The following is a 22,483-nucleotide window of genomic DNA, read 5'->3' as shown; positions in this document are numbered from 1 at the left end:
GGATCCTCCAGGCTAGATTCGCGTTCGTGGTACAGCGCTGTACCACGGTGGACCTGCGATGACGGAGGCACGACATGACGCGTACGACGACGAGGCGGCTCCCCGCCCTGATCGCTGCTCTGCTCGCCGGGCTGCTCGTGCTCGCCGGCCTGTCGCCCCTCGCCGGGCAGACCGCCGAGGCCGCCGAGATCCGGACGACGACGGTCGCCTTCACCGAGACCACGACCGTGCGCGGCACGCCGAACGCCACCTTCTACGAGGGCGCCTGGTCGAAGAACAGCACGCACACCTGGGCGACCGGCGGCGCGGCCTTCGAGATCGCCTTCACCGGCGAGACGGTCGCCCTCTCGGGCCGGAAGGCCACCACCAACGGCACCGCCGACGTCTTCGTCGACGGCGTGAGGATCGGCTCGGCCGACTACCGCGGCGCCCGGTCGACCACGACGATCCCGATCGCGAGCTTCACCGGGCTGGCACCCGGCGACCACGTCCTCCGGGTCGTCACGGTCGGCTTCGTCAACCACGCCTCCGCCGAGTTCACCAGCGCCGTGCTCGTCGACGAGCGCGCCCGCCTCGCCGCCGCGCTCGACCGGGTGGGCGCGCTCGCCGCGGCCGACTTCACCGCCGCCTCCTGGGCCCCCTTCTCGACCGCCCTCGCGACCGCGACCGCCGCCCGCGACGACGCCGCCTCGACCGACGCCGCCCTGCTGGCCGCCCGCGACGCCCTCGAGGCGGCCGAGACCGGCCTCGTCCGGATCTCGGGACTGCGCGAGCGGCTCGACGAGTACCGCACCCGCGTCCCCTCCGCCTACACCGCCGCGTCCTGGGCGCCGTTCGCCGCGGCGACGGTCACCGCGGGCCAGCTCCTCGACGACCCCGCAGCGAGCGCCGCGGCCGTCGTCGCCGCGAAGAACGGCCTGCAGACCACCGCCGCCGCCCTCGTCCCGCTCGCCGACGGCACCCTCGAGACCATCGAGAACGACCGGTTCTGGCTCGACACCGAGGGCGACCCGATCTTCTCCCAGGGCGGCGGGATCTTCCGCTTCGGCGACCGCTACTACTGGTACGGCGTCGAGTACACCGGCTCGCAGCTCTACTACGACTCCCCGACCCGCGCCTACACCCGGGCCGGCGAGGGCGACTTCGTCGCGGTGACGGCCTACTCCTCCGAGGACCTCGTGCACTGGACGTTCGAGAACGACGTCGCCACGAGGGACACCGCGCTGCACATCCCCGCCTCGAAGGACGTCACGGGCAGCTACTTCTCGGACATGGACACGCTCGCCGACGCGGTCTGGATCGGCCGGCTCGGCGTCGCCTACAACGAGCAGACCGGGAAGTACGTCCTGCTCACCCAGTTCGAGAGCCCCGACCCGGCCCGCGTCACGAACGCCGGAGTCCTCTTCCTCAGCGGGGACTCGCCCGTCGCCGACTTCGAGTACGCGAACCTGCAGACCCACATCCCCGGCGTCTACCGGAACCCGAGCAAGCCGGGCTGGGAGCAGGGCACCGGCGACCAGACGGTCTTCACGGACGACGACGGCGCGGACTACCTCGTCTTCTCCTACCGCGACGGCCGCAGCCGCACCTACGTCGGCCGGATCAGCGACACCGACTCGCTCTCGGTCGAGACGGCCGTCGAGGTCTACCGCGGCGCCGGCCGTGAGGGCAACGCGATGTTCAAGCTCGACGGCCAGTACTACGTCGCGAGCTCGGACCTGCACGGCTGGAACACCTCGCAGACCTATCTCGTGCGCTCGCTCGAGGGCCGGATCCAGGGGCCGTACTCGAGCATGTACGTGCTCCCCGGCACCGAGAAGGACTACAGCCACGTCACCCAGAGCGGCTTCTTCCTGACGGTGCAGGGCACCGAGCAGGACACCGTGATCTACGCCGGCGACCGCTGGGCCGACTTCGCCTGGAACGGCCTCGGCTACAACCAGTGGCTGCCGCTCAGCGGGACCGGCGCGGACGTCCGGTTCGAGTCGCTGAGCGAGTGGGACCTGAACGCCCGCTCCGGCGAGTGGCGGGCGGGCGCCGGCAACAACTGGATCCTCAACCCCGACTTCGCCGCCGACCGGATCGCGGTGACCACGGTCACCGGCTGGACGCAGACCACCGACCCCGCCTCGACGACCACCGCCTTCGTCTCGAACCCCTCGCCCGGCGCCGACGGCTCGCGCTTCGCGCTCCGGCTCGGCGCGGCGCAGGCCTTCTCGGGCGGCGTGCAGCAGCAGGACGAGGTCCCCGCTGGCGTCTACACGCTGTCGCTCCGCGCGGACCGGCCGGGCGGACTCGACTCCGCGCGGATCGTGGTCACCGGCGCGGACGGCGTCGAGCACCGCACCGAGATCCCGGCGACGAGCGGCTGGGCCGACGTGCGCTCGGCGGAGTTCTCGCTGCCGGCCGGCACCGCCACCGTCGCGATCCTCGCGAGCGGCCCCGGCGGCGCGGGCCTGACGGTCGACGCGCTGGCCCTCCGGCGCCAGGCCGCGGCCACCTGGTCGGCGACCTCCGTCTACCAGCAGGGCGACAGCGTGCTCTTCCAGGGCTCGCTCTGGCGGGCCTCGTGGTGGACGAGCAACCAGACCCCCGGCGACCCGAACGGCCCGTGGCAGCAGCTCGCGACCGCGCCCGACGGCACCGCGGTCTGGACCGCCTCGCGCATCTTCGACACCGGCGACGTCGTCGTCCACCAGGGCCAGCGCTACCGCGCGAAGTGGTGGACCCGCAACCAGACCCCGGGCGACCCGTACGGGCCCTGGCAGCCGCTCGGCTGAGCCCGAGCGCCCCTTCTCCTCCCTCCCGCAGCACCACTGTCCTCTCTCCCGCAGCACCACTGCACTCCGCAGCACCACTGCATCCGCAGCAGCACCCCACCCACACAGAAGGAACGAATCCGTGCGAAGAAGCTCCAAGAAGTTCACGACCGTCGTGGCCGTCTCCCTGCCCCTCGTCCTCGCGCTGAGCGCCTGCGCGGCCGGCGGCGGCGGTGGTGGCGGGAACGCCGCCGGCGGAGGCGACGGCGACGAGACGCTCAGCGTCTGGGCCTGGGATCCGGTGTTCAACATCGCGGCCCTCGAGGAGGCCGAGAAGATCTACCAGGAGGACCACCCGGACTTCGAGCTCGACATCATCGAGACCCCCTGGGACGACCTGCAGCCCAAGCTGACCACCCTCGCCCAGTCGCAGCAGTACGAGGAGCTGCCCGACGTCTTCCTGATGCAGAACAACGCGTTCCAGAAGAACCTCGTCAACTACCCGGAGATCTTCAGCGAGCTGCCCGCCGACGCCGTCGACTTCGCGGAGTTCCCCGAGGCCGTCGCCGCCTACTCGACCCTCGACGACGTGCACTACGGCGTGCCGTTCGACTCGGGCACCGCGGTCACCGCGCTGCGCACCGACGTCCTCGAGGCGGCCGGCTACACGATCGACGACTTCACCGACATCACCTGGGAGGAGTTCCTCACCAAGGGCAAGGACGTCCTCGCGAAGACCGGATCGCCGCTGCTCTCGGGCCAGGCCGGCTCCTCCGACATGATCATGATGATGCTGCAGAGCGCCGGAGCCAGCCTCTTCGACGACGAGGGCAACCCCACCATCACCGACAACGACGCGCTGCTCGCCGCGATCGACGTCTACAAGCAGCTCGTCGACTCGGGCGTCTTCGTCGAGGTCAACTCGTGGGACGAGTACCTCGGCACCTTCGTGAACGGCTCCGTCGGCGGCACCATCCAGGGCATCTGGATCGTCGGCTCCATCCAGACCGCCGAGGACCAGGCCGGTGACTGGGCGATCACGAACGTCCCCTCGCTCGACGGCATCTCCGGCGCGACCAACTACACGGCCAGCGGCGGATCGTCCTGGGCGATCAGCGCGAACGCCGACGTCGACCTCGCGGCCGACTTCCTCGCCTCGACCTTCGCCGGCTCGACCGAGCTCTACGACACGATCCTGCCGAAGTCCGGCGCCGTCGCGAACTGGCTGCCCGCCGGCTCCTCGACGGCCTACGAGCAGCCGAACGAGTTCTTCGCCGGCCAGCCGATCTTCGCCGAGGTCGCCGAGTTCGGCGCCGAGGTGCCGAGCAACAACACCGGCGCCTACTACTACGAGGGCCGCGACGCCGTGAGCGCCGCGATCACGCAGATCATCGGCGGCGCGGACCCCGCCTCGGCGCTGGAGGAGGCGCAGAAGAACGTCGAGTTCGCCATGAGCTAGGGCTCGCCGCGAGCCGGCGTCGCCGAGACCCGACGTCACCGCGAGCCGGCTCGCACCCCGGGCCGGGGAGGACTCCTCCTCCCCGGCCCGTCCCTCCCCGTCCCTCTCCTTCCGAGAATGCGAGCCCGCCCGTGTCGACCTCCGCCCCTCCGCGCCCGCGCCTGCGCGTCCCACCCCGGCCGCAGCGCGATCTCCGCAGCCGCCCGATCCGCCTGACCGGGGAGCGCCGCCGCAGCCTCACCGGCTGGGCCTTCCTCCTGCCGGCGGCGGTGCTCATCTTCCTGGTGAGCTTCCTGCCGATGATCCAGGCCTTCCTGCTCTCGCTGCAGACCGGCCGCGGGGCGAACCTCAGCTACGCGCAGCCGTTCTGGCTGAACTACGAGCGCCTGCTGCAGGACGAGATCTTCCGGCTGACGCTGCAGAACACCTTCATCTACCTGATCATCCAGGTGCCGGTGATGCTGATCATGGCGCTGGTGCTGGCCAACCTGCTCAACACCAGGAACCTGAAGTTCAAGACCTTCTGGCGCACCGCGATCTTCCTGCCGTGCGCCGTCTCCCTCGTCGCCTACTCGCTCGTCTTCCGCACGATCTTCGCCAACGACGGCTTCGTCAACGACGTGCTGATGGGCATCGGCCTGATGGACTCGCCGATCAACTGGCTCGGCAATCCGGACACCGGACGCTTCGTCATCATCCTCGGACTGCTCTGGCGCTGGACCGGCTACAACATGGTCTTCTACCTGGCGGCGCTGCAGAACGTCGACTACTCGAGCATCGAGGCCGCGCGGATGGACGGCGCGAACGCGCTGCAGACCTTCTGGCACGTCACGATCCCGCAGCTGAAGCCGATCATCCTGCTCACCGCGATCATGTCGACGAACGGGACGCTGCAGCTCTTCGACGAGTCGTGGGCGCTGACCAGAGGCGGCCCGGCCTACACGACCATGTCGATGTCGCACTACCTCTACGAGGTCTCGTTCCTGAAGAACCCGAACTTCGGCTACGCCTCGGCCCTCTCCTACGTGATCCTCATCCTCGTCGCGGTCCTCGCGTTCGTTCAGCTGAAAGTCGGTGACAAGCGTGATTGAGCGCGTCAGCACCCTGCCCGCGATCGAGGACGTCGAGTCCGTCACTCCGAGCGAGTCCGTCCCCGTCCGCACGGCGCCGCTGTCCTCGCGGCTGCGCGGCCTGCCGAAGTACCTGTTCCTCTCGGTCTTCGCGCTCTTCTCGATCTTCCCGCTCTACTTCATGGCCGTCTCGGCGACGAACACCAGCCAGGACGTCCTCGACTCGCGGATGATCCCGGGCCTGGCGCTCTTCGACAACTTCGCCGGACTGCTCGATCTGCAGGACGTCGGCTCGGCGATGTGGAACTCGGCGACCGTCGCGGTGGGCACCACGGTGCTCGCGCTGATCGTCTGCTCGATCGCCGGCTACGGCTTCGAGGTCTTCCACTCGCGGGCGAAGGACCTGGTGATGGCGGTCCTGCTGATCGCGATCATGATCCCGTTCGCAGCGACGATGATCCCGCTCTTCCAGGTCTTCGCCGAGGTCGGGATGATCAACTCCCTCGCCGCGGTGATCATCCCGGCGGTCTCCACCCCGTTCCTGATCCTGCTCTTCCGGCAGGCCTCGCGCTCGTTCCCCTACGAGATCATCGAGGCCGCGCGGATCGACGGGGTCAGCGAGCTCGGGATCTTCGCCCGGATCTACCTGCCGTCGATGCGCTCGACCTATGCCGCGGCCGCGGTCATCACCTTCATGACCGCCTGGAACAACTTCCTCTGGCCCAAGGTCATCCTCGTGAACAACGACTTCCAGACCATGCCGATGCTGATCTCGAACCTCAGCGCGGGCTACGTCGTCGACTACGGCGTGCTGATGCTGGCCGTCTTCCTCGCCTCGGTGCCCACCGTCATCGTCTTCATGGTCCTGCAGCGCTCCTTCGCCGAGGGCATCACCGGGGCGATCAAGTGAGCCTCGCGGAGCTCCCGGGCGAGGCTGCGTCGACCGCCGGGTTCGACCTCGCGCGGCTCTCCGACCCCGGCTTCTTCGCCGAGAACCGGCGGCCCGCGCACTCCGACCACCGCTGGTTCCGCTCCGAGGAGGAGGCCGCGACGGGCGTCAGCTCGTTCGAGCAGTCGCTGAACGGGCTGTGGCGGATCCACTGCGCGCCCCGCCCGGCCGACGCGCCGGCCGGCTTCGAGCGGCCCGAGTTCGACGCGGGCGACTGGGACCTCATCCCCGTGCCCGCGCACATCCAGCTGCACGGCCACGACCGCCCCCAGTACGTGAACACCCAGTACCCCTGGGACGGGCGCGAGAGCATCTTGCCCGGGCAGGCCCCCGAGCGGTTCAACCCGACGGCCTCCTACCGGACGACCTTCGAGCTGGACGCGCCGCTCGCGCCCGGCGAGCGGATCGCGCTCGACGTCCGCGGCGCCGAGAGCACGATCGCGCTCTGGCTGAACGGCGTCCACCTCGGCTTCTCGGCGGACAGCTTCTCGCCCGCCGAGTTCGATCTGACGGACGCGCTGCTGCCCGGCGAGAACCTGCTCGCCGCGCAGGTGGTCAAGTGGAGCGCCGGCTCCTGGCTCGAGGACCAGGACTTCTTCCGCTTCTCCGGGATCTTCCGCGACGTCGTGCTGCTGCGCCGCCCGCGGGCGCACGTCGAGGACCTCCGCGTGCGGACGACGGTCGACGACGACGGGGCCGGGGTCGCGGTCGAGCTGCGGCTCGACGGCGCGGGCTCGGCGACGGTCGAGCTCGACGGCGTCGGCCCGCTGCGGCTCGATCCGGACGGCGTGCACCGCCTCCGCCTCGCGGAGCCGCGGCTGTGGAGTCCCGAGGACCCGCACCTGCACCGCCTGACGGTGCGCGTGCGGGACGCGGACGGCGCCCTGACCGAGGTGATCCCGCAGACCGTCGGGCTCCGCCGCTTCGCGATCGAGGACGGCGTGCTCAGCCTCAACGGGCGGCGGGTCGTCTTCCGCGGGGTCAACCGGCACGAGTTCGGCCTGCAGGGGCGGGTCGTCGACCGGGCGCAGACGGAGGAGGACCTCCGGATCCTGAAGCGGGTGGGCGTGAACGCGATCCGCACCAGCCACTACCCGAACAACTCCTACTTCTACGACCTCGCCGACGAGTACGGCTTCCTCGTGATCGACGAGATGAACCTCGAGACGCACGGGCTGTGGGACCGCGTCCGCTACCTCGACGCGCCGCTCGCCGAGTCGGTGCCCGGCGACGACGGCCGCTGGGCGCCCGCGCTGCACGACCGGGCGCGGAGCCTGCTCGAGCGCGACAAGAACCACCCGAGCGTGGTGATGTGGTCGCTCGGCAACGAGTCCTTCGGCGGCACCGTGCTCCGCGATCTCGCCGACTGGTTCCGCGCGGTCGACGACCGGCCGGTGCACTACGAGGGGGTGCACTGGGACTCCCGCTACCCGGAGACGACCGACGTCGTCAGCCAGATGTACACGCCGGCTGCGGAGATCGAGCAGTACCTCGCGGAGCACCGCGACAAGCCGTTCCTGCTCTGCGAGTACGCGCACGCGATGGGCAACTCCTTCGGCGCGGTCGACCGCTACCTCGATCTGGCCGAGCGGGAGCCGCTCTTCCAGGGCGGCTTCATCTGGGACTTCGCGGACCAGGCCGTCGCGATGACCGACCGGCACGGGGTGCCGTTCCTCGGCTACGGCGGCGACAGCGGGGAGTCGCCGCACGACGGCGACTTCAGCGGCAACGGGATCCTCTTCGCCGACCGCACGCCGACGCCGAAGCTGCAGGAGGTCGCGCACCTGTACCAGCCGTTCCGCGTCGACGTCTCGCCGGCGGAGATCGTGATCGGGAACCGGCTGCTGGCCACCTCCTCCTCCGCGTACGCGGCGGTCGTCGTGCTGCGGCGGGAGGGACGCGTGCTGGCGGAGCGGGAGCTCGCGACCGATGTGGCCGCGGGCGGGTCATCGACCTATTCGCAGCCGGTGCCGCTGCCGGAGCTGCCGGGCGAGTACACGCTCGACGTCGAGCTGCGGCTGGCCGAGGACACGCGGTGGGCGCCGGCGGGGCACGTCGTCGCGCGCGGGCAGCACGTCTTCGAGGTCGCGGGGTTCTCGCGGCCGGAGCACGCGCCGCGGCCCGAGGTCATCGACGGCACCCACAACGTGGGCGTCGTGGGCGAGCACTTCAGCGTCCTCTTCTCCCGGCTGCACGGCGGGCTGATGTCGTACCGCTGGGGCGGCGGAGCCGAGGGCGGACGGGAACTGCTCACCTCGATCCCGATGCCGTCCTTCTGGCACGCGCCGACCTCGAACGAGCGCGGCTGGGGCGGTCCCTTCGAGGACGGGCAGTGGCTGCTGGCGAGTCGCTACGCGCGCGCCGCGGGCAAGGCGCTGCGGACCGCGCGGGTGTCCGTCGAGGAGCACGCGGTGGTCGTCGGGTTCCGCTACGAGCTGCCGACCACTCCTCGGGCGGTCTGCGACGTCGACTACCGGGTCACGGGCGACGGGCGGATCGAGGTGACCGTCGCGATGACGGTGCCGGACGGACTGCCCGATCTGCCCGAGTTCGGGATACAGCTGACCACCGGCGCCGACGCGCACCGGCTGCGCTGGTACGGCGACGGCCCGGACGAGTGCTACTCCGACCGCCGCCTCGGCGCGCGCCTGGACGTCTGGGAGAGCGACGTCGCGCGCGAGCTGACCCCGTACCTGAAGCCGCAGGAGTCGGGCAGCCGCACCGGAGTGCGCTGGGCCGAGGTGACCGACGACGCAGGCTTCGGCCTGCGGCTCGACTGCGCCGGCGGGATGGAGTTCTCGGCCCTGCCGTGGACGCCCTACGAGATCGAGAACGCGCAGCACCCGAACGAGCTGCCGCCGGTGCAGCGCACCGTGCTGCGCCCGGCGCTGCGCCGCCGCGGCGTCGCGGGCGACGACTCCTGGGGCGCCCGCCCGCACCCCGAGTACGAGGTCCGGCCGCTCGACGGCCGCCTCGAGTTCCGCTTCGGCCTGACGGGCGTCGGCGGCTGACGCCGCGGGTCTGCTGGAAGAGACGGCCCGCAGACATGCTGGTCGAGTAGCCCGCGCCGCGGGCGTATCGAGACCCCGCCGCGCACAACATCAGCTGAGAGCACAGGGCCTCCCCCGTCAGCGGAGGGACCCCCGTCTCAGCTGATGTTGTGCGGGGCCGGCGGCAGCCCACGCCTCCCCTGCTGGTCGAGCGGCCCGCGCAGCGGGCGTATCGAGACCCACCCACCCCACGCACTCCCCCGCAACAGCCCCGAAACGCGCGCTCGCTAGGGTTCCCGGAGCAGTGCCGGCGGACGCCGGCCGGAACGCGGGAGAGCATGCAGAAGCGGATCGTCCTCGGGGTCTTCGAAGCGGGCACCCCGCACGTCGGCGGCACCATCAGCTGGTCGCACCCGCGCAGCCGCGACGGCGACTTCCGCGACATCGACTACTGGCAGCGGATGGCGCGCCTCCTCGACGACGCCGGCTTCGACTTCCTCTTCTTCGCGGGCGGCTCCTTCGGCTACTCCTCCCGCCGCGGCGAGCTCTCGGACGTCCTCGTCGAGGCCGGCATGACCTTCGCGCTCGACGGCGCGTACCTCATCCCCGCGCTGGCGGTCGGCACCGAGCGCCTGAACTTCGTGGTCACCAGCACCACCGGCGCCGACCACCCGCTGCACGCGGTGCGCAAGTTCTCCACCCTCGACCACGTCACCCGCGGGCGCATCGGCTGGAACATCGTCACCGGCGCCTCGCAGAACACGATGGCCGCGATGCTCGGCCAGTCCGCGATGGTCCCGCACGACGAGCGCTACCGCGCCGCGCAGGAGTACGTCGACGTCGCCTTCTCCTTCTGGGAGGGCGGCAACGACGACGACGTCATCGTGCTCGACCACGAGCGCAACGTCTTCGCCGATCCCGAGAGGATCCGCCCGGTCGCCTACGAGGGCGAGTTCTACCGCTCGCACGGCTACCACACGCTGCCGCCGTCGCCGCAGCGCTCGCCCCTGCTCTTCCAGGCCGGGACCTCGCCGGTGGGCCGCGCCTTCGCCGCGAAGAACGCCGAGTGCGTGTTCGTGCAGGGCTCGACCTACGGCAAGGTCAAGGCGGACATCGTGGACATCCGCCGCCGGGCCGCGGAGAACGGCCGCGATCCGGAGTCGATCAAGGTGATGGTGGGCGTCACGATCGTCGTCGCGCCGACCTCGGCGGAGGCGGCGCAGCTGCGCGCCGAGTTCGACGCCCTGCAGACCGACGAGCTGGCCGCGCACTACTACGCCGGCAACACGGGCGTCGATCTGCTGGCCTACGACCTCGACCGCACGCTCGCCGAGCAGCTGGTGCTCGACGACCAGGCCGGGCAGATGGGCACCAGCAACATCGAGCGCTTCCTCACCCGCCCGGACGGCTCGGCGCCGACGGTGCGCGAGATCCTCGACGAGCTGAAGGGCAAGGGCACCCGCGGCTTCGCGATCACCGGCGACCCCGTCGAGGTCGCCGACGAGCTCGAGCGGATGATGGACGAGGCCGACCTCGACGGCATCATGCTCGAGGCGGTCTTCGGCCTCGCCTCGATGCGCGACTTCATCGAGCTCGTGCAGCCCGAGCTGCGGCGCCGAGGCCGCCTCGACCCCGAGCCCAGCGGCGCCACCTTCCGCGAGCGCATGCTCGGCACCGGCCCGCACCTCGCCCCCGAGCACCACGCGGCCGGCTTCCGCCCCGAGGCCTGACGCCGCACTCCTCGACCAGCACGAGGCGATGCATGCTGATCGAGTAGCGCTCGCAGAGCGCGTATCGAGATCCACCACAGTCAGGAGCTAGGTCTGCGCGGCCGCACTGCTGGCAACGCCGGGTCTCGATACGCCGCTGCGCGGCTACTCTACCACCATGAGAGCGGGCCGTGCCGTGTCGCAGGGCGACCCCGATTCATGCTGATCGAGTAGCGCTCGCAGAGCGCGTATCGAGATCCACCGGCGTCAGGAGCTGAGTCTGAAGACCAGCCGTGCTGGCAACGGTGGGTCTCGATACGCCGCTGCGCGGCTACTCGACCACCATGAGAGCGGACCGCCGCGTTGCAGGGGCGGCCCCTTCATGCTGATCGAGCAGCGCTCGCAGAGCGCGTATCGAGATCCGGGCGGCGTCAGCTGACGCGGACGAGGGTGCGCTGCCAGCCGGAGGAGCCGTTGGGGGCGACGCCCGCGCGGTCCTCGATCTGGAGCATGCCGTTCGCGTCGGTCGCGCGGACGGCGACGTAGTGGGCGCCGCTCGCGGCCTCCCAGTCGACGTACCACTGCACCCAGGTGTCGAGGTTGACCGGGGTCGACAGGGTGGCCTCCTGCCAGTCGCCGTCGTCGATGCTGACCTCGACCTTGGCGATGCCGGTGGTCTGCGCCCAGGCGACGCCGGCGATCTTGGTCGCACCGGCGGGGATCGCGGCGTCGATGCGCGGGGTGTCGATCCGCGAGGACATCTTGATCGGGGCCTCGGCGTCGTAGCCGCGCGGGGTCCAGTAGGCCTCGTCGGCGGCGAAGGTGGTGACCTTCAGCTCGGTCAGCCACTTCGTGGCGGAGACGTAGCCGTAGAGGCCGGGGATCACCATCCGCACCGGGAAGCCGTGCTCGAAGGGCAGCGCCTCGCCGTTCATCCCGACGGCGAGGATCGCGTCGAGGTTCTCGTCGGTGACCGCGGAGAGCGGGGTGCTGGCGGTGTAGCCGTCGACGCTCGTGGAGAGCAGCATGTCCGCGCCGCTCTGGATGCCGGCCTTCTTCAGCACGTCGCGGAGCGGGACGCCGAGCCACTTGGCGTTCCCGACCAGGTCGCCGCCGACCTGGTACGAGACGCAGGTCATGGTGATGCCGTACTCGTCCAGGCCCATGTCGAAGATGTCCTGCAGCGACATGGTGACCTCCTGGTCGACCATCCCGGAGATCTTCAGCGACCAGGTGGAGGGGTCGATCGAGGGCACGGTCAGCGCGGTGTCGACGCGGTAGAAGTCGGCGTTGGGCGTGTAGAGCGGAGTGAGTCCGTCGATCCCGAGGTCGGCGCCGGCCGGCACCGAGACGGTGCTGCGCGGGCTGGGCAGGCGCAGGGCGTCGCGCACGCTGGCGAGCGAGGAGGTGGCGGCGTTGACGGCACGGGCACCGGCGCCGATCACGGCGGCACCGACGGCGGCGATCAGGGTGACGCGGAAGAAGCCGCGGCGCTCGATGCCGACCGGGCGGGCGGCGGGGGCCGCCCCGGTCTTCTCGGCGGCGGACGCGGCGCGCCAGCGGCGCAGGCGCGAGACGGTCAGGTGCATGACGATCATCGCGACGACGAGACCGACCAGGGTGGGCACCGCGGAGAGCGGGGTCGCGCCGGTGCGGGTGACGATCGCGGCGATCGAGAGGCCGCCGGCGATCACGAGCAGGATCTGGCCGAGCGGCGGGCGGATCAGCTGCAGCACGCCGGCGAGGGCGGCGGCGACCAGCACGGCGACGCCGATGCTCGCCAGCAGGAAGATCTTGTCGTTCGCGCCGAACGTCTCGATCGCGAACTCCTTGAGCGGGCGCGGCACGATGTCGACCACGAACGCGCCGAGTGCGAGCACCGGGCTGGCGTTCTTCGCGACGACGAGCGCGACGAGCTCGGCGATCGCGAGCAGCACGCCCGCGACGACGATGCCGGCCACGGCCGAGAGTGCGATGAACCGCAGCTTCGGCACGCGCGGGTTCTTCCCTGTCTGTTCCATGGGAGTCATGCTCCGCCCTTGACCTGCCCGTTCGCAGTGTGGTGCCGGTTTGGTCGAGTCGGGTAACGAATCGGTAACGCTGCGACCTCCTCCTCCGGCCGCGAGATGCCACTTATGAGCGCGACACGCCGTGAAAAGCGTGCACAAGTGGCATCTCGCGGAGGGAGTCAGCGCGGGGTCAGCCGCAGGTGCGGGCGGAGTAGGGGGCCGCCTTCGTCGTCGTCACCGATTTGCCGTCGATCGTGGCCGTCGCGGTGACGGTCGCGGTGCCGGCCGGGATCGAGGCGGCGCGGGTCGTGTCGGCCTGCGTCGCGCTCCTGCCCGCCGCGATGCCCGGGTAGGACTTCGTGGCGTAGGGCGTCGCGATCGAGATCGACGCGGCGGCCTTCGAGTCGTTGCGGGCCGTCGTCGTCAGGACGACCTTGCCGGCGACGCAGCGCGTCGTGGCCGAGACCGTCAGGTCGATCACCGCGGCGGGAGCGGCCCGGACGATCGCGAGCCGGTAGGTCGCGAGCGTCGTGTGGTCCTGCGCGGAGGAGGTGATCACGACGTTCGTGGTCCCCGAGGCCGCGAGGGTCACGGTCCGGGCGACGGTGTCGTCGATCAGCACGCCGTCGACCTTCACCAGTCCGCTGGCCACGGCCGGGTCGAGGTCGAGCGCGACGCTCGTCGCCTGGACCGGCACGGTCAGCGTCAGGTCGCGCACCCCGGCGGCGAGCGCCGGCGAGAACGTCCCGACGGACGACGTCAGCTTCGTCAGCTCCGCGTTCGTCGCGAACCCGGTCGACTCCGTCGTGTAGACGCCGAAGACGCCGCCGACGTTGCTCGCGGTGCCGGTGCCCTGGAAGCGCACGGTCACCTTGGGGACCTTGTTCCCCTGGGCGTCGAGGACGTAGGCGCCGGACTGATTGCGCTTCCAGCTGTCCTTCGCCGCGATCCCGTCGAGCACGGCGCGAGGGATCTCGTCGTACTGCACGTACCAGTTCAGCGCGCCCGCGGCGCCCGAGACCACCTCGGTCTTGAGCTTCACGTCGTTGAGGTAGACGTCGAAGGTGCGCCCCGCGTCGCCGCCGTAGTAGCGGACGCCGAGGTAGTTCTTCGGCAGCGCCGGGTCGACGATCATGTCGTACTGGAAATACGCGTCCGCCGACCGCTCGCCGTCGCGGTAGCCCTCGCCGCGCCAGGTCCCGACCGCCGAGCGGTTGTACTTGTAGTTCTTGTCCGCCTCCGAGTTGTTGTTGTCGAACGAGGTGAGCGAGTCGATCGTCGTCTCCTCCACCCGCAGCTGCTGCTTCTCCTTGAGGATCAGCGCCTGAGCCTCCGCGGAGTCGGGGGCGATGAGCGTCATGTAGGTCGCGTAGCGCGCGTTGTAGAGGCTGTAGTACGGCTGGAAGATCCGGGCTTCGGAGGCTGCGTCGACGTTCGTCATGCCGAAGCGCATCGTCGTCGTCCCGTTGCCGTTCGCGCCGTTCGGCAGGCGGAGCAGGTTCTGCTTCACCGCGGACTTCCACGCGGCCGCGTTCGCGACGACCACGTTCGAGTTCACCGTCTTGTCGGCGACGCTCATCTGCACGAGCACGCCCGCGGGGTAGGAGGCGTCGACGTTGTTCCGGTTCAGCTCGGTCGCCAGGAGGACGGGCCCGTAGGTGAAGGCCGTCCAGTTCGCGTTCTCGGTGTTCGCCACCGCGGCGACAGCGGCCGGCAGCTTCCAGGTGAGGGTGTCGCCCGCCGCCACCGGGACGACCGCGTAGCCGCCCTCGGTCAGCGCGGCGACGTCGCGGACGGCGCCGTTCACGGTGAGCGTCGGCGCGCCGTCGACCCAGGCCGGGATGCGCAGGCGCAGCGTGGTGCCCTCGGCGACCGCTCCCGCTCCGAGCGCCGCGATCGTGAAGCGCGCGGTGTCGGTGTTCGGGATGTCCGCCGTCTGCGTCACCTTCAGGTTGCTGCCGCCCGAGCTCAGCACCGACGAGCGGAACTGGTTCACGTAGACCGTCTTCGGCCCCTCGAAGTAGATCGAGTCGCCGAGCTTGGTGAAGCTCTCGACGCCGGTACCGTGGTCGCACCAGAACTCGTCGTGCTCCTCGCCGAACACCTTCGCGTAGCCCGCGGTCTGCGGCTGGAAGTAGGTGACCATGCCCGTCTCCGGGTTCTGCACCGAGAGCACGCCGTTGATGAACGCGTTCTCGTAGAAGTCGGCGTACTTCACGTCCTTCGTCACCTGGAACAGCGCCCGGGTGAGCTTGAGCATGTTGTAGATGTTGCAGCCCTCGGAGGTCGAGTTCTCGCCGTAGCCGGTGGTCTGCCCGTTGGTCGCGTACTGGTAGAGGGTGTCCGCGCCGTGGAAGTGCTCGGACTGGCTGTTGCCGCCGTTCGCGTAGCTGTGGCTCTCGTCCACCATGCGCCAGAAGTTCTCGGCGGCGCGCCGGTACATGTCGAGGTCCGCCTTCTCGGTGGCGGTCAGCGTCGCGTACAGCGCGGGGTCGTCGGTGAAGAGGGTGTAGCGCTTGAGCGCGCCGATCAGCTTGGGGATCGTCGTGTTCGCGTGCAGGCCGTTGAGGACGTCCTCGTTGTTCGCGAGCTTCCGGAAGAGGGCCGTCTCGTCGAAGTACTCGGCCGCGCGCTTGTGCGCCGGCTTCTGCGTGGTCTCGTAGAGGCGGTAGAGCGCCTCGTTCATCCCGCCGTACTCGGTGCTGAGCAGCTGCGCCGGGTTCGCCTGGCGGCCGGCCCAGGTCGTGATCCAGGAGCCGAAGCCGTCGGCGACGACGAGCGCCTCCGCCGACACGGCGCTGGGCGCGTACTGGTGCGCGTCGAGCAGGCCCGCGAGCACCTTGTGCAGGTTGTAGAACGGCACGAGCAGACCGTCGGCGCCGGAGGGCAGGTAGCTCACCGGGAACGGCGAGACGTAGCCGGCGTTGGCCGGGTCCTTGAGGGCGTAGGCGTCCTGGACCTTCTTCAGGCCGTCGACGGAGGCGGTCAGCTTCGCGAGCAGCGCGGCCTTCGTCGTCGCGTCCTGCTCGCTCGCGTAGGCCTGGGAGAGGCCGGAGATGTAGTGGCCGAAGAAGTGGCCCTGGAACCGGGTGCCGCTCTCGCGCTCCCAGCCGCCGTAGCCGCCGGCCGTGGTCGGGGTGAGACCGGCCTGCGTGGAGAAGGAGTGCAGGAACATCTCGGGGTCGAGGCTGAGCAGGTACTCGACGGTCTGCTGCTCGCCGTTGTCGAGGTACGGGTCCTGGACGGTGACGTCCGAGAGGCCGGCCTCCTGCAGATAGCTCGAGCTCTTCACGCCCTTCGGCTGTACCTGGATCGCGAAGGTGCGGGTGACGGCCGTGCTGCCGCCGTAGGTCGAGGAGCCGGTGAGCGTCACGGTCGTCGCGGCGCCGGTGGGCGGGGTGACCGTGGCGGTGCCGCCGGAGATCGCGATCGCGGCCTCGTCGGAGGAGGTCCAGCTGAGGTCGGAGCCCTTCGCGCCGCGGGTCGGCACGGAGAAGCCGGTGCTCGTGCTCGCGGGCAGGGTGACGGCGTCGAGGTCGGCCTTCGCGACGGCGGCCGGGTCGAAGGACGCGTTGTGCGCCTTCGTCAGGGCGACGACGTCGGTGGTCGTGGCCACCTTGCCGTAGAGGACGTAGTCGTCGAGGAGCCCGCGCAGGTGCGCGCCGTTGTACTGCGGTCCGTTGAAGCCGAGGGTCTTGGTCGAGGTGCCCTCGGAGCCGAGCACGCCGGTGGCCGCTCCGGTCGCCTCGGACTTGGTGACGGTGGGCTGCTTCACGCCGTTGCGGTAGAAGGCGACCTGCTTGGTCGCCTTGTCGTAGCTGGCGACGACGTGGGTCCACTCGTTCGTCGGGAAGAAGCCGGCACGGGCGGTGTCGATCGCGACCTTGTAGGGCTGTCCGGTCGAGGGTCCGATCGAGAGCGCGAGCGGGGTCGCGTCGCTCTCGGAGGTGAGGTACCAGCCGTCGGAGTTGTAGGCGGTCTTGTTCCAGGTGAAGACCTGCTCGCCGGTCATCGCGGCGGTCGGCTTGTACCAGAACGAGACCGTGAGGTCGGCGGGCTGGAGGCGGGCGTCGGTGCCGAGCGACACCGCGTTGGAACCGGTGAACTCGAAGGCCTGGCCGGCGAGGCCGGTGCCGTACGCGGCGGCGCCCTTCTGCATCCCGACCGTGTTGCCGCGACCGCTGGTGTCGGTGATGCTGCCGTCGAAGGGCAGCTCGAGCACCTTCGCGCTGTCGAGGGAGGTGGCCGGTGCGGCCTGCGCGGTCGGGCCGACCGCGAGCAGTCCCGCCGTCAGCGCCATCACCGCCGCGGTCGCGATCGGGATCCGTCGTCTCGTCGTCATTCGTGGGGCCTCTCGTCGTTGAGATCGGTACTGGGCGCGATGTTACCGTGAACAATTCGCTTTCGGTGAAGTTTCGGTAGGCGGGCTGAGCGGGCTCGAAGACACGGGTGCCGAGCTCCGCCACCGTCCCCAGCGAGCGCCAGCGATGCGGACCGGGGAGCGGAGAAGGGGAACGCTGGTCCGCGGCGAAGGGCGGACGAGAGTGACGATCAGAGCGGATTCGACGGCGCCGCTGCTGCATATCGAGGCAGTGTCGCGCCGATTCGGCGCCGGGCCGGAGGCATCCTGGGCCGTCCGCGGCGTGAGCCTGCGGGTCGAGGCGGGCGAGGTCGTCGCGCTCCTCGGGCCGAACGGCGCCGGGAAGACGACGCTCGCGCGGATGATCGCGACGCTGCTGACGCCGACGAGCGGCTCGATCCGGGTCGACGGGGTCGACGCCGTCGCGCGGCCGGACGAGGCGCGGCGTCGGCTCGCCCTCGTCCTCGGCGGCGAGCGCGGCTTCTTCCTGCGCGCGACCGCGCTCGAGAACCTCCGGTACTTCGCGTCGCTCGCGGGCGTGCCGCGGCGGCGGAGGGACAGCCGCATTCTCGAGGTGCTCGCGGCGGTCGACCTCAGCGCGCGGCGTGGCGACCGCGTCGAGGAGTTCTCCCGCGGGATGCGCCAGCGGCTGCATCTCGCCCGCGGGCTGCTGGCGGAGCCGCCGCTGCTCCTGCTCGACGAGCCGACGGTGGGGCTGGATCCGGAGGCGGCGCTGTGCTCCGCGCCCTGATCCGCGAGCTGCGCCGGGACGGGCGGGGCGTCCTCCTGACCACCCACCACCTGCACGAGGCGGAGGAGCTGTCGGACCGGAGCCTCGTCCTCCTCGACGGCCGGATCCGCGCGGCGGGGCGACCGCGGGACATCGCCGCGGCGGGCGGGCTGGGCGAGGTGACGACCCTGGCCGCTCCGGCGCTCACCGCGGCACTCGCGGACCGGATCTCCGCGCTCGACGGCGTCCGCTCGGTCCGCTCCGACAGCATCGCCGACCGGCCCGTCGTGGTCGTCGGCTGGGACTCCTGCCGGCCCGACCTCCGCGCCCTGGCGGCCGTCGTCGCCGACCTCCCGACCGGCACCTGGACCACCCGGCCGGCGACCCTCGAGGAGGGCTACCTCGCCCTCGTCGACCGGTGCCGAGGAGGGCGGGAGTGATCGCGGGGCTGCAGGAGGGCGCTTTCCACCTGCGGCTGCTGCTCCGCAACGCCTACTTCGTTCAGGCCGCTCTGATCGCACCGGTCGTCTTCGTCGTCCTGCGCGTCGAGGCGGGTCGGGGCGGGCCGGCGCTGGGAGTCGATGGAGCCGTCGTCGGCGTGTGGACGGTGACCGCGGCGGCGGTCGGGATCCTCGGCTACCAGCGGTCGCAGGGGACGCTGGAGCAGATCGCGCTGACTCCTCGGCCGCTGGGCGGTGCGCTCGCGCCGATCTCACTCGCCTGCGCCGGCGTCGGGCTGCTGTCAGTCCCGGCCGCGGTCGTGGCCTCCCGACTCCTCGGCGTCGAACTCGCGCCGCACTCCCCCGCCCTCGTCGCGCTCGGCCTCGTCCTGCTCCTCGCCGCGTGCGGGACGACCGCGCTCGTGCTGTCCGGCCTCTTCGTGCTGACACCGCACGCGACGGTCTACGAGCCGGTCCTCGTCGCTCCCGTCCTCCTCCTCTCCGGCGCCGTCATCGACCGCGCGCAGCTGCCGGTGCCGCTGCAGCTGCTCGGGGTCGTCGATCCGCTGACCGGTGCAGTGCAGATCCTGCACGCCGGAGTCTCGGGTGGCGCGCCCGGCGACGTCATCGCGCTCTGGAGCGCGCAGGGGCTGATCACGTCTCTGCTCTCCTTGCTGCTCGCCCGCCTGATTCTGCGGACGGCCCTGCGGCGGGCGCGGCTCGCCGGGACGCTGGCGCTGTCGTGAGCGGGCTCGTGGCGGCGTCGATCGTGGTCGCGCTGCGGTCGTTCGACGCCACGCGGACGCGCCGGACGCTCCTGGTCGCGGTCGTGCTCGGGCCGGTGCTGCAGGTGCTGTACTTCGCGGCGGTGGCGGGGTCGCGCGGGTCGCCGTCGCTGGTGGTCGGCGCGGGTGCGAGCCTCCTCCTGGCCACTCTGACCGCGGTCGACAGCGTGACCGTGTCGCTCACCCGGATGCGGCACGACGCGGTGCTCGGGAGCGTCCTCCTCAGCGCCCGGCCGGCGGCCCTGCTCTGGAGCGGGGTCGCGCTCGCGGGGGCGGCGGTCGGGTTCGCCGCGGGTCTCGTCTCGCTGGTCTGGGCGCTCCTGCAGTTCGGGCAGGGCGTCTCGTGGCAGGTCGCCGCGGGCGTGATCGCGCTCGCCGGCTGCGCGGCTCTGGCCGGCGGCGGCTGCGGGTTCGCGGTCGGGGTGCTCGGCCTGCGCTCGCGCGACGGGCTGGCCTGGGTCGGGCCGTTCACGGCGGTCCTGACCGTCCTCGGCGGAGTCGTGGCGCCGGTGGCCGAGCTGCCGCCGGTCGTCGAGGCCGTCGCCCGGGTGCTGCCGCTGATGTACGCCACCGACGCCCTGCGGACACTGCTCGGCGAAGGATCGATCGGCGCGCTCGCGGTGCAGACCGGCGCTGTCGTCGTGCTCGGCGCCGCGTGGTTCGGGCTGGGGCTGCTCGGCTGGGGCCTCGCCCGCAGGACGCTGCGGCGGACGGGCGGCACGGATCTGCTGTGAGGCCTCCTGGCGCAGCGCATAGCAGGGCCGCGCCGATCCGGGCAGGGGGCTGCCGTCCCGCCGCGCCCCTGATGGGATGGCGTCATGTCCGACTCCGCTGCTCGCCCGTCCCAGGACGACGACCTCCGCTCCATCGTCTACGCGAGCCACACCGCCGCCGGCCTCGAGGAGGCGGACCTGCCCGCACTGCTCGAGCAGTGCCGCGCGAACAACGAGCGCCTCGGCCTGACCGGCATCCTGCTGTTCCGCGACGGCCGGTTCCTGCAGCTGCTCGAGGGGCCGGCCGCGACGCTGCGCGAGCGGATGGCGATCATCGCCGACGACCCCCGGCACGCCGGGCTGCGCGTGCTGCTCGAGGAGGCGCCGGCGCAGCGGCTGTTCCCCTCCTGGACGATGGCGTACGAGGCGATCACCGACTCGATGACGACCGAGCTGCCCGGCTACCGCAGCACCTTCGAGGACATCGACACCGACGTCGACGCGAGCGCGACGCTGCCGGCGCTGCGCGAGCTGATCCGCTGGTTCCAGGTGCGCCACTGACGCCGAGCGGTGCAGCGCGCTCGCTACAGTGACGGCGTGAACGAGGACGACGGGCGGGACGACGACGGCGAGCGCGAGGTCGCGGCCGAGTACCTGCGGGCCGAGCTGAGACCCCGGACGCTGACCTGGCTCCGGATGACGATCGACGCCCTGCTCGGCGGCGGCGTGATGACGACGCACGACCTCGTGGTCACCCGCCTCGACACCGGCGCCGAGGTCATCCGCACGCCCGCCGACATCGGCGACCCGTACGTCCTGCTCGAGCAGATCGAGCTGGAGCTCGAGACGAAGACCACCGCCGAGTTCCTCGAGGAGTGGCGACGGGAGTAGCACTCTCCTCCACAGACCCGATCTCGCGGAGTTGTCCGAGGGTTCCTCCCGGCGACCGCTCGGGTGTCGGTGGTCCCTGGTTCAATACGCGTATGGATGAGCACAGCGACCCGGGAGCGGCAGGACAGCCGAGCGCGCTCGCCGCCGTCGACGCGCTGACCGACATCGCCGCGGAGATCGGACGCACCTCCGCACAGCTTCTCCTCTCCCGCGCGCAGACCCTGCACCTCGCCTACCGCGCGGCGGTCACCGTCCCCGACGCGTTCGCCCGCGGCAAGTCACTCTCCCGCAGCGAGGCGCACTCCCTTGTCGAGCGGTCCATCCGGGCCGAGTTCGCGGTCAAGCTGCGCCTGTCCGAGCGGGCCACGGAGACGGTCCTCGAGCACGCCCGGCTGCTCGTCGAGGACCTCCCCCGCACCCGCGCCCTGCTGGCCGAGGGCCGGCTGCTGTGGGACTCGAGCGAGATCGTCTGCGCCACCGCCGCCACCCTGCCCGCCACCTCCCGCGCCCGCTTCGACGAGCGCGCCGCCGAGATCGCACCGGAGGTGACCCCGACGCAGCTGAGAAGAATCGTCACCCGGCTCCGCGACGAGCTGCACGAGGAACCGCTCGCCCAGCGGCACGTCCGCGCCCGGCAGGACCGCGCCGTCTGGGTCTCGCCGGAGGTCGACGGCATGGCGACACTGTGTGCACTGCTGCCCGCGCCGGACGCGATGGGCATCGCCGAGCGCGTCGACCGCATCGCCCGGTCCCTCCGCGAGGGGGGCGATGAGCGCACGCTGGCGCAGCTGAAGGCCGACGTGCTCACGGATCTGCTGCGCGACGGCGACATCGCCGGCACCACCCCCGCAGGCGACGGACCTCAGGTGTCGGCGTCGTACGTGCCCGGGATCCGTGCGGAGGTGCGCCTCACCCTCGCTGCATCCACCGCCGTCGGTCTCGACGACGCGCCCGCGGACCTCGACGGCTACGGCCTCATCCCCGCCGACCTCGCCCGCGCCCTGGTCGCGACCGGTGCGTCCTTCACCCGAGTGCTCACCGATCCGGACACCCGCGCCGTGAGGTCGGTCGGCCGCACCTACCGGGTCCCGCCGCCCCAGATGCGTCTGCACCTCCAGCTGCGCGACCAGACCTGCCGCTTCCCCGGCTGCACCCGCACCGCGTCCCGGGCGGAGGCCGACCACACTCTCGAATGGCGCAACGGCGGAGAGACGTCCCTCGAGAACCTCGTCTCCCTCTGCACGTCCCACCACCACGTCCGCCACGGCGACCGTTGGACCTACGTCCCCCGCAAGGACGGCAGCATCGTCTGGACCACCCCCACCGGCCGCCGCATCACGATCCGCCCACCTGCACTCGCCGGCGCCCCACCGGGCCCGCGCTTCGAGGACGCACCGCCCCCGTTCTGACGGACGCCGGTCTCGATACGCGCCGCCTCATGCTGATCGAGTAGCCCTCCGAGAGGGCGTATCGAGATCCACCGTCGCCTGATGGGTGGGTCTCGATACGCGCTTCGCGCTACTCGACCAACATGGGTCGCTCATCCCTGCCCAGCACACCTGCCCTGATCCATGCTGATCGAGTAGCCCTCGCAGAGGGCGCATCGAGACCCACCATCA

15 protein-coding genes are annotated in these 22,483 nt (G+C 71.2%); 13 read left to right on the top strand and 2 right to left on the bottom strand.

Translation table 11 applies throughout. The annotated features are described in order from the left end of the window. Positions 1 to 74 precede the first annotated feature (74 nt). The 6 genes from MT355_RS12300 to MT355_RS12275 all read left to right on the top strand — a co-directional run bounded on the left by MT355_RS12300 (position 75) and on the right by MT355_RS12275 (position 10,957). Positions 75 to 2,780: a carbohydrate-binding protein gene (locus MT355_RS12300; RefSeq protein WP_243599746.1), complete on the top strand. Its 2,706-nt coding sequence runs from the start codon at positions 75 to 77 to the stop codon at positions 2,778 to 2,780. Positions 2,781 to 2,901: 121 nt separating this feature from the next. Next, positions 2,902 to 4,218: an ABC transporter substrate-binding protein gene (locus tag MT355_RS12295; RefSeq protein WP_243599745.1), complete on the top strand. Its 1,317-nt coding sequence runs from the start codon at positions 2,902 to 2,904 to the stop codon at positions 4,216 to 4,218. Between the two features lie 131 nt (positions 4,219 to 4,349). After that, complete coding sequence (locus MT355_RS12290; RefSeq protein WP_243599744.1) at positions 4,350 to 5,309, top strand: carbohydrate ABC transporter permease; 960 nt, start codon at positions 4,350 to 4,352, stop codon at positions 5,307 to 5,309. Further along, on the top strand, positions 5,302 to 6,198 hold the full coding sequence (locus MT355_RS12285) for a carbohydrate ABC transporter permease (protein ID WP_243599743.1): 897 nt from the start codon (positions 5,302 to 5,304) through the stop codon (positions 6,196 to 6,198). Before MT355_RS12290 ends, MT355_RS12285 begins: the two co-directional genes overlap by 8 nt. After that, the gene (locus MT355_RS12280) at positions 6,195 to 9,248 is read left to right on the top strand and encodes a glycoside hydrolase family 2 TIM barrel-domain containing protein (RefSeq protein ID WP_243599742.1); all 3,054 of its coding nucleotides are present in this window, start codon (positions 6,195 to 6,197) and stop codon (positions 9,246 to 9,248) included. Before MT355_RS12285 ends, MT355_RS12280 begins: the two co-directional genes overlap by 4 nt. 317 nt (positions 9,249 to 9,565) lie before the next feature. Further along, positions 9,566 to 10,957 carry an NtaA/DmoA family FMN-dependent monooxygenase gene (locus tag MT355_RS12275; protein WP_243599741.1) on the top strand — a complete coding sequence of 464 codons (1,392 nt, stop codon included), beginning with the start codon at positions 9,566 to 9,568 and terminating at the stop codon, positions 10,955 to 10,957. Between the two features lie 410 nt (positions 10,958 to 11,367). Here the strand turns inward: MT355_RS12275 and MT355_RS12270 are convergent, their stop codons facing one another. Further along, positions 11,368 to 12,957: a molybdopterin-dependent oxidoreductase gene (locus MT355_RS12270; RefSeq protein WP_243599740.1), complete on the bottom strand. Its 1,590-nt coding sequence runs from the start codon at positions 12,955 to 12,957 to the stop codon at positions 11,368 to 11,370. Positions 12,958 to 13,135: 178 nt separating this feature from the next. Then, positions 13,136 to 17,287, bottom strand: coding sequence for a beta-L-arabinofuranosidase domain-containing protein (locus MT355_RS12265; protein ID WP_243599739.1), 4,152 nt, complete (start codon positions 17,285 to 17,287; stop codon positions 13,136 to 13,138). Positions 17,288 to 17,537: 250 nt separating this feature from the next. On the opposite strand from MT355_RS12265, the gene MT355_RS12260 reads away from it, so the two are divergent. The 7 genes from MT355_RS12260 to MT355_RS12230 all read left to right on the top strand — a co-directional run bounded on the left by MT355_RS12260 (position 17,538) and on the right by MT355_RS12230 (position 22,273). Continuing rightward, positions 17,538 to 18,056, top strand: a complete 519-nt coding sequence (locus MT355_RS12260; RefSeq protein ID WP_243599738.1) for an ABC transporter ATP-binding protein — start codon at positions 17,538 to 17,540, stop codon at positions 18,054 to 18,056. Beyond that, on the top strand, positions 18,041 to 18,475 hold the full coding sequence (locus tag MT355_RS12255) for a hypothetical protein (RefSeq protein ID WP_243599737.1): 435 nt from the start codon (positions 18,041 to 18,043) through the stop codon (positions 18,473 to 18,475). The genes MT355_RS12260 and MT355_RS12255 overlap by 16 nt, the downstream gene beginning before the upstream one ends. Next, complete coding sequence (locus MT355_RS12250; protein ID WP_243599736.1) at positions 18,472 to 19,221, top strand: ABC transporter permease; 750 nt, start codon at positions 18,472 to 18,474, stop codon at positions 19,219 to 19,221. The genes MT355_RS12255 and MT355_RS12250 overlap by 4 nt, the downstream gene beginning before the upstream one ends. Continuing rightward, a complete protein-coding gene (locus MT355_RS12245) occupies positions 19,218 to 19,994 on the top strand; it encodes an ABC transporter permease (protein WP_243599735.1) in 777 nt (258 codons plus the stop codon). Before MT355_RS12250 ends, MT355_RS12245 begins: the two co-directional genes overlap by 4 nt. Positions 19,995 to 20,078: 84 nt before the next feature. Then, on the top strand, positions 20,079 to 20,534 hold the full coding sequence (locus tag MT355_RS12240) for a BLUF domain-containing protein (protein WP_123446522.1): 456 nt from the start codon (positions 20,079 to 20,081) through the stop codon (positions 20,532 to 20,534). A gap of 36 nt (positions 20,535 to 20,570) precedes the next feature. Continuing rightward, the gene (locus MT355_RS12235; protein WP_243599734.1) at positions 20,571 to 20,864 is read left to right on the top strand and encodes a hypothetical protein; all 294 of its coding nucleotides are present in this window, start codon (positions 20,571 to 20,573) and stop codon (positions 20,862 to 20,864) included. 92 nt (positions 20,865 to 20,956) lie between these two features. Beyond that, positions 20,957 to 22,273 carry an HNH endonuclease signature motif containing protein gene (locus tag MT355_RS12230; RefSeq protein ID WP_243599733.1) on the top strand — a complete coding sequence of 439 codons (1,317 nt, stop codon included), beginning with the start codon at positions 20,957 to 20,959 and terminating at the stop codon, positions 22,271 to 22,273. Positions 22,274 to 22,483: the final 210 nt, after the last annotated feature.

This window comes from Rathayibacter sp. VKM Ac-2929, assembly GCF_022815495.1.
GTDB lineage: Bacteria > Actinomycetota > Actinomycetes > Actinomycetales > Microbacteriaceae > Rathayibacter > Rathayibacter festucae.
The sequence above is the reverse complement of the archived record's forward strand: the minus strand, read 5'-3'. Positions and strand labels throughout refer to the sequence as shown.

Coding starts and splice junctions, on each gene's coding strand:
- MT355_RS12300 (WP_243599746.1), top strand. CDS start 75: ATGACGCGTACGACGACGAGGCGGCTCCCCGCCCTGATCGCTGCTCTG.
- MT355_RS12275 (WP_243599741.1), top strand. CDS start 9,566: ATGCAGAAGCGGATCGTCCTCGGGGTCTTCGAAGCGGGCACCCCGCAC.
- MT355_RS12270 (WP_243599740.1), bottom strand. CDS start 12,957: ATGGAACAGACAGGGAAGAACCCGCGCGTGCCGAAGCTGCGGTTCATC.
- MT355_RS12265 (WP_243599739.1), bottom strand. CDS start 17,287: ATGACGACGAGACGACGGATCCCGATCGCGACCGCGGCGGTGATGGCG.
- MT355_RS12240 (WP_123446522.1), top strand. CDS start 20,079: ATGTCCGACTCCGCTGCTCGCCCGTCCCAGGACGACGACCTCCGCTCC.
- MT355_RS12230 (WP_243599733.1), top strand. CDS start 20,957: ATGGATGAGCACAGCGACCCGGGAGCGGCAGGACAGCCGAGCGCGCTC.